General features: G+C 71.0%; 5 protein-coding genes and 2 pseudogenes. 3 read left to right on the top strand and 4 right to left on the bottom strand.

Translation table 11 applies throughout. The features are described from left to right. Both AC2W7M_RS19500 and AC2W7M_RS19495 read right to left on the bottom strand, forming a co-directional pair. A pseudogene (locus tag AC2W7M_RS19500) lies at positions 1-289 on the bottom strand (hypothetical protein); the annotation flags it as partial. 241 nt (positions 290-530) lie between these two features. Then, on the bottom strand, positions 531-815 hold the full coding sequence (locus AC2W7M_RS19495) for a hypothetical protein (RefSeq protein WP_486134202.1): 285 nt from the start codon (positions 813-815) through the stop codon (positions 531-533). A 343-nt stretch (positions 816-1158) separates the two neighbouring features. Between AC2W7M_RS19495 and AC2W7M_RS19490 the strand changes: the two genes are divergently transcribed. Beyond that, positions 1159-2193, top strand: coding sequence for an aspartate-semialdehyde dehydrogenase (locus tag AC2W7M_RS19490; RefSeq protein WP_486134200.1), 1035 nt, complete (start codon positions 1159-1161; stop codon positions 2191-2193). Here AC2W7M_RS19490 and AC2W7M_RS19485 read toward each other — a convergent pair. Together AC2W7M_RS19485 and AC2W7M_RS19480 are read right to left on the bottom strand one after the other, a co-directional pair. Beyond that, on the bottom strand, positions 2168-3127 hold the full coding sequence (locus tag AC2W7M_RS19485) for a DMT family transporter (RefSeq protein ID WP_486134198.1): 960 nt from the start codon (positions 3125-3127) through the stop codon (positions 2168-2170). The genes AC2W7M_RS19490 and AC2W7M_RS19485 overlap by 26 nt on opposite strands. A gap of 95 nt (positions 3128-3222) precedes the next feature. After that, on the bottom strand, positions 3223-4095 hold the full coding sequence (locus AC2W7M_RS19480; RefSeq protein ID WP_486134196.1) for a LysR family transcriptional regulator: 873 nt from the start codon (positions 4093-4095) through the stop codon (positions 3223-3225). 21 nt (positions 4096-4116) lie between these two features. Between AC2W7M_RS19480 and AC2W7M_RS19475 the strand changes: the two are divergent. Both AC2W7M_RS19475 and AC2W7M_RS19470 read left to right on the top strand, forming a co-directional pair. Continuing rightward, positions 4117-4818: pseudogene (locus AC2W7M_RS19475) on the top strand (NAD(P)H-dependent flavin oxidoreductase); the annotation flags it as partial. A 64-nt stretch (positions 4819-4882) separates the two neighbouring features. Next, on the top strand, positions 4883-5058 hold a 176-nt coding region (locus AC2W7M_RS19470; protein ID WP_486134204.1), incomplete at its 3' end, for a nitronate monooxygenase.

Genomic DNA, 5058 nt, shown 5'->3' with positions numbered 1-5058 from the left:
CGGCCGGCTCGGCGGGGGCAGCCTCGGGGGGAGGCGCCTCTTTGGTGGCGAAGCGGGCGAGCGGCGAGCCGGACGGAACAGGCGGGAGCGGGACGCCCAGCAACGGGATCTCGCCCTCCGGAAGCGGGACCGGGGCCACACCCGCGCCGCGCAAGCGCAAGTCCAGCTCCGCCACCTTCTCCTCCAGGGCGCGGATGCGGCCGCGCGCCTTGATCGCCAGCACGAGGGCGATGATCGCCATCACCGGAAAGGCGAGCACCAGCAGCACCAGCCATACCAACTCGTCCATGGACTGAACTCCCGACCGCCCGGGCAAAAGCTATAGCTGCGCCAAAGCCTGCGCCACTCGCTTCGCGCTGGGCGGAGCGTCGAACGCTGGGAGAGGTATTGGGAAAGGTTCCGCCTCAGCCGAGAGTGCGAGCGGTACTACTATTTTACCGTTTCGCCGCTTGCCTGCCCCGGATGATGCGAATCACACGGGCCGCGCATCCGGCGCGGCCGGCCTAACCGGCGGGAGGGGCGGCAGGGGTTCAGTAGCCCGGCAGGTCGAACGGGCCGGGCAGCGGCGAGCGGATACCGGTGATCGGTCCGGGGCCGACGGCGCTGCCCTGATAGTTCGGGAAGTTGTAGTTCAGCGGCAGCGCATAGTCCGTATAGGACTTCGAGCCCGGCTTCACCACCGTGCCGGGATCGAGATACGAGCGCTTGGAGATGGTGATCTGGGTGCGCTTCTTGGACGACGTCTGCGCCTCGGCCGTGCCGGCAAACGCAACCGCGAGCACGGCAGCGAGGGTGAGAGCGGGCGCGAAACGCATGGATAGCCTCCCAGAACGGCGCACGGCCGTCGGCTCTTGGTTACGGCATGCTTGGCCGTCAGGCAAGGAAACGGTCCGCGCGGCACCCCGGTTCCCGGCCGGAGACGGCCACCGCGTGGCCTGCCGGCAACAGTTCGGGGCGGCTGGGCGCCCTTGGGGAAGGAGCGCCACGGCGCCCCAAGGGAAGGCGGAAGGCGCCGGGCCGGCGTCCCGCGTCCGAATCACCCCCGCGCCACGCTCGCCCCAGCCTTGCGCGGCGCGGCGTTGCGCCCGCGCGCGCTCGTCCTAAAAGCGCATCCTCCGCCCCGGATGAATGGGGGCGGGCATTTTTCCGAGGAACACCATGGGTTACAAGGTCGCCGTCGTCGGCGCCACGGGCAACGTGGGCCGGGAGATTCTGTCGATCCTCGCCGAGCGGGGCTTCCCCGCGGACGAGGTGGTCGCGCTCGCTTCGCGCCGCTCGCAGGGCGTGGAGGTCTCCTTTGGCGACAAAACCCTGAAGGTGAAGAACCTCGAGACCTACGACTTCTCCGACACCGACATCTGCCTGATGTCCGCCGGCGGAGCCGTGTCGAAGGAATGGTCGCCGAAGATCGGCGCGCAGGGCTGCGTCGTCATCGACAATTCCTCCCAGTGGCGCATGGACCCGGACGTCCCCCTCATCGTCCCGGAGGTGAACGCGGACGCCATCACCGGCTTTGCCAAGAAGAACATCATCGCCAACCCGAACTGCTCCACGGCGCAGCTCGTGGTGGCGCTGAAGCCGCTGCACGACGCCGCGACCATCAAGCGCGTGGTGGTCTCCACCTACCAGTCCGTCTCCGGCGCCGGCAAGGACGCCATGGACGAGCTGTTCACCCAGACCCGCGCGGTGTTCGTCTCCGACCCGGTGGAGCCGAAGAAGTTCCCGAAGCGCATCGCCTTCAACCTCATTCCCCAGATCGACGTCTTCCTCGATGACGGCTCGACCAAGGAAGAGTGGAAGATGGTGGCCGAGACCAAGAAGATCCTCGACCCCAAGATCAAGCTCACGGCCACCTGCGTCCGCGTGCCGGTCTTCATCTCCCACTCCGAGGCGGTGAACGTGGAGTTCGAGAACGAGCTGTCCGCCGAGGACGCGCGCAAGATCCTGCGCGAGGCCCCCGGCATCCTCGTCATCGACACCCGCGAGCCGGGCGGCTACGCCACCCCGCACGAGGCGGCCGGCGAGGACGCCACCTACATCTCGCGCCTGCGCGACGACCCGACCGTGGACAACGGCATCGCCTTCTGGTGCGTGTCGGACAACCTGCGCAAGGGCGCCGCGCTCAATGCGGTGCAGATCGCCGAGGTGCTGGTGAACAGGAAGCTCATCACCTCGCGCCGCAAGGCAGCCTGAGGACGCTGCGCCTCTGCTTCCGGAAACGGCCCCCGCTGGGGGCGTTTTCATGTGGCGTCCCGCTTGCGCCCGGCGCGCTGGCGAACGCCACCACCGCCACCACGGCGACCGCGAAGCCCACCGTCTCCAGCGTCGGCACCTCGCCATTGATGGGCCAGGCGAGGCCCACGGTGACGAAGGTCTGCAGCAACTGCACCTGGCCGACGCGGGCGATGCCGCCCATGGCGAGGCCGGCGTTCCAGAAGAAGAAGCCGACGAACTGGCTGATGACGCCGAGATAGGCGAGCGCCGCCCAGGAGGGCCACGCCACCGCCGCCACATGGGCCGGGAAGGTGAGCAGCGCGCCCACGAGGTTCACTGGCAGCGCCAGGATCAGCATGAAGCAGATCACCTCCCAGCCCGTCATGGTGCGCGCCAGCCGCCCCGCCACCGCATAGCCGCAGCTGCAGGCGATCACCGCCAGCACCAGCAGCCCGTCGCCATAGCCGAGGCCCTCGGTGGCGCCGTTGCGCAGGGCGAAGGTGGCGATCAGCGCGGCGCCGGTGGCGCTCGCGCCGATCAGGCCGAGGCTCGGGCGCTCGCCCGCGAACAGCATGGCGGCGATGGCGGTAGTGAGCGGCAGCAGCCCCAGCACCACGCCGCCGTGCGAGGCCGGCACGGTCTGCGTCGCCACCGCCATCAGCAGCGGGAACATGAACACCAGGGTGACGGTGGCGACCAGCAGGTCACGCAGCGTGCGCCCGCGCAGCGGCACGCGCCGGCCCATCACGAGGACCAGCAGCACTGCCAGCACGCCGCCGATGGTGGCGCGCCCGAACGAGATGAACCACGGGCCGAGATCGTCGAGGGCAAGGCGCGTCATGGGCAGGGTCACGCCGAACATGACGACGCCGCAGAAGCCCAGGAGAAGGCCGATGAGGACGCGGCGCTGCATGGAGGGTTCCGGAACAGGGGCCGCGCGATGGGACCCGCCTGTGCTGCTTAAATGCTAGGCAGCACGAAGGACAGCGATTTCCCCTGATGCACCCATCACGCCGCCTGATGGGATGCCGCCAGTACCGCCCTCAGCGCCTCGAACGCGGCGGAGCGGTAGCCCCGGCGGCGGATCAGCAGGGTCGGCAGGCGGGCGATGGGGGCGGTGACGAGGCCGGCCAGCCCCGGCCGCAGATCGAGCACCGAGCGCGGCACCACCGCCACCGCCACCCCGGCGCGACGCAGGCCAGCATGGCGTCGTAGGACGCAAGCTCGATGCGCCGCAGCGGCCGCCGGCCCGCCGCCCTGCAGCCAGGCCTCCGCCACAGCGCGATAGGTGCAGCCGGCCGGCAGGGCCGCGAGAGTGTCGGGGCCGACATCGTCCGGGCCGGCGATCGGGCCGTGGCCGGCCGGCGCGACGAGCAGCAGGTCCTCGGCGAACAGCGGCACCGCCGCCAGCGCCGGGTCGAGGTTCTCGTCCTCCCCCGGCACGGCGGCGATGAGGGCGCAGTCCAGGGCATGGTCGCGCACCCGGTCGGCAAGGTCGCGACTGGTGCCGGTGACGAGGTCCAGCGCCACCTCCGGCCAGGCCGCATGGAAGCGGGCCAGCGGCTCCGGCAGCCGGCTTGCCGCCGTGCTCTCCATGGCGCCGAGCCGGAGCCGACCGGAGGGAACGCCCGGCCGCACCGCGCCCCGCGCCTCCACCTCCAGCGCCAGCAGCCGCATCGCATAAGCGAGGAAGGTCTCGCCCTCGGCGGTAAGCGCCATGCGCTTGCCGTCGCGCAGGAACAAGGCCGCGCCCAGATCGTCCTCCAGCGCCCGGATGCGGGTGGTGACGTTGGACGGCGCGCGGTCGAGCGCCGCGGCGGCGCGGGTGACGCTGCCGGTCTCGGCGACCGCGCGGAACACTTCGAGGCTGGAGAGGTCCACGGCCAAATTCCGATTTCAAGAATGATATTTGATTTTCATTCTTATTTTAGGAATATTGCACCCCGATCGGCGCCGCGCAAGGCGCCTGCCTCGGCACTTGCCCCTGTCCCTGCCGAACCTGGGCCGAAGCGCCCGAGGAGACGCGCCATGTCCGCTCCCGTCCCATCCGCTCCCGCCCCATCCGCCGCCGCGCCGCAATCCGCCCGCCCCGCCCGCGGGAGCTGGCCGGACCGCCGTCTGCTGGACCTGTTCGGCATCGAGCTGCCGATCCTGCTCGGCCCGCTCGCAGGCCCCGGGACGCCGGAACTGGCGGCGGCCGTCACCAAGGCCGGCGGGCTCGGCGCCCTGCCCTGCGCCATGTACGACCTCGCCCAGTTCGAGGCGGCGCTGCGCCAGGTGCGCGACGCCGTCGACGGGCCGGTGAACGCCAATTTCTTCTGCCACCACCCGCCCGCGCCCGATCCGGTCGCCATGCTCGCCTGGCGCACGCGGCTCGCGCCCTATTACGTGGAACTGGGGATCGATCCTGAGATCACCCCGCTGGCCGGCGGGCGCACGCCGTTCGACGCCGATTTCTGCGCCCTAGTGGAGCGCATCCGGCCGGAGGTGGTGAGCTTCCATTTCGGCCTGCCGGAGCCGGCACTGCTGGAGCGCGTGAAGCGGTGCGGCGCCACGGTGATCTCGGCCGCCACCACGGTGGCGGAGGCGCGCTTCCTCGCCGATCACGGCTGCGACGCCGTGATCGCCATGGGGCTGGAGGCCGGCGGCCACCGTGCCACCTTCCTTGATGCCGAGGGGAAAGACGGGCATGGCGGCGGCCATGGCGCGCCAGCCGGGCACCTTCGCGCTGGTGCCCCAGGTGGCGGATGCGGTGCCGGTGCCGGTGATCGCGGCGGGCGGCATCGCCGACGGGGCGCGGCATCGCCGCCGCCCTGGTGCTGGTGCGAGCGCCGGCGCGAGCTC

The sequence above is a fragment of the Xanthobacter sp. BG11Y11_SDJG genome (assembly GCF_057364445.1).
This window is presented reverse-complemented; position numbering and strand designations above follow the sequence as displayed.

Coding starts and splice junctions, on each gene's coding strand:
- AC2W7M_RS19495 (WP_486134202.1), bottom strand. CDS start 815: ATGCGTTTCGCGCCCGCTCTCACCCTCGCTGCCGTGCTCGCGGTTGCG.
- AC2W7M_RS19490 (WP_486134200.1), top strand. CDS start 1,159: ATGGGTTACAAGGTCGCCGTCGTCGGCGCCACGGGCAACGTGGGCCGG.
- AC2W7M_RS19485 (WP_486134198.1), bottom strand. CDS start 3,127: ATGCAGCGCCGCGTCCTCATCGGCCTTCTCCTGGGCTTCTGCGGCGTC.